At 65.5% G+C, this 1,730-nt stretch carries 1 protein-coding gene; it reads left to right on the top strand.

The window, feature by feature from the left end; translation table 11 throughout:
* The first annotated feature begins 272 nt into the window (after positions 1-272).
* Positions 273-1,706 carry an IS1182 family transposase gene (locus V6M52_RS11290; protein WP_332701090.1) on the top strand — a complete coding sequence of 478 codons (1,434 nt, stop codon included), beginning with the start codon at positions 273-275 and terminating at the stop codon, positions 1,704-1,706.
* Positions 1,707-1,730: the final 24 nt, after the last annotated feature.

Here is a 1,730-nt window from a genome sequence, read left to right as displayed (position 1 = left end):
GTTTCGCCCCCTTTTATCGTCATCCCCGCTAGGGGCACCCCACAAAGTAGTACTTTGTGGGGACCCCGATGGCGGGGACCCATTAATTCGGCCGTTAACAAGTGAGCACGGCTGCGCGCAGTGCTCGCTCACGAGCATCAGCGCGAATGGGTCCCCGCCTTCCAGGCTGTGTGAAAAGTCGCCGCGACCAAGCGACCTCACGGACCCCTCGAGATTCCCCAATTGTGTTGGATGTGGTTCACTTTGTCAGCGGTGGATCGGGTGAGGCAGCGATGGGTCATATCGAGGGGTTGAGCCGGAACCAGCGGGAGCTGGTGGCGGCGAGCCTTGATGAGCGGCTGGGGTCGGACCACGCGGTGCGGGTGATCGATGCCTTTGTCGAGACGCTCGATTTGCCGGCGCTGGGCTTTTCGAAGGTGGTGGCGTGTGGGATGGGCCGGCCGGCCTACCAGCCGGCGGATCTGCTGAAGCTGTATATTTACGGCTACTGCAATCAGATGCGTTCGAGCCGGCGGCTGGAGCGGGAGGCCGAGCGCAATATCGAGGTGCATTGGCTGATCAACCGGCTGGCCCCTTCGTTCAAGACGATCGCGGACTTTCGCAAGGATAATGCGGATGCGATCGTGGCGGCGACGCGGGCCTATGTGCAGTTCTGCCGGCGCTGCTCGCTTTACGCGGGTGAGCAGGTGGCGATCGACGGGAGCAAGTTCGAAGCGGTGGCGAGTCGCAAGAAGGTGATCACCCCCAAGGGGCTGGCCCAACGGGTAGCGGCGATTGACGCGAAGATCGCGGGCTATCTTGCGGCCATGGACGAGGCCGATCGCGACGAGGCTGCCGACCCGGACGGATCGACGGACGTGGCAGCGGCGCTCGAAGCGCTGAAGCGGAACCGGGAAGACATTCAGGCCCAGTCCCAGGCCCTGGCGGACGAAGGGTTGACCCAGCGCGTGGTCGGCGAACCCGACGCGCGGCTGATGAAAACCGCGCGTCATGGCCATCAGGTCTCGTACAATGCGCAGACCGCGGTGGACGGCCGGCACGGCCTGATTGCCGCCTTTGACCTGACCAGCGACTGCAACGATCTTGGGCAGCTCCTGCCGATGGCCGAGCAGGCCAAGGCCGCGCTGGACGTGGAAACGATCGTCGTCGTCGCCGATACCGGCTACTCCAATGGCGAGCAGGCCAGGGCTTGCGAGAAGGCCGGCATCACCGCGGCCGTGCCTCGCCCCGAGACCGTCCAGACCAGAGGCGAGGCGCTCTTCAGCCGCGACGCCTTCCGCTATGATGCGGCCGCCGACAGCTGGACCTGTCCGGCCGGCGAGACGCTGACCCTCTTCAAGACCTCGAAGGCCGACCAGGCCCGATATTACAGGACGAGGGCCTGCGCCGGCTGCGCGCTCAGGGCCCGATGCACCAAAGGCAAGGGCGGCCGGACGATCGCCCGCCACTTCTTCGAGGATGACCGGGAGGCCATGCACCGCCGCACCCTCGAAGACCCCAGCCTCATGAAGCGCCGCCGCGAACTCGTCGAACATCCCTTCGGTATCATGAAATGGATGCTTGGCTCGCCACGCTTCCTGGTGCGGGGCCTCAGAAAAGCGAGGGCCGAGCTCGCGCTCGCCGTTCTCGGCTTCAATCTCAAGCGGGCCATCGCCATCCTCGGCGTGCCGGCCCTGCTCGCCGCTCTCCGCCCACAGCCGGCATAACCCGTTCCGCCCAAAATCAGCCGC

This window comes from Devosia sp. (genome assembly GCF_036676215.1).
GTDB lineage: Bacteria > Pseudomonadota > Alphaproteobacteria > Rhizobiales > Devosiaceae > Devosia.
Note: the sequence above shows the minus strand (reverse complement) of the source record. Positions and strands in the feature narration are given on the sequence as shown.

Excerpts from the sequence above, each read along its gene's own strand:
- V6M52_RS11290 (WP_332701090.1), top strand. The coding sequence starts at position 273 with ATGGGTCATATCGAGGGGTTGAGCCGGAACCAGCGGGAGCTGGTGGCG.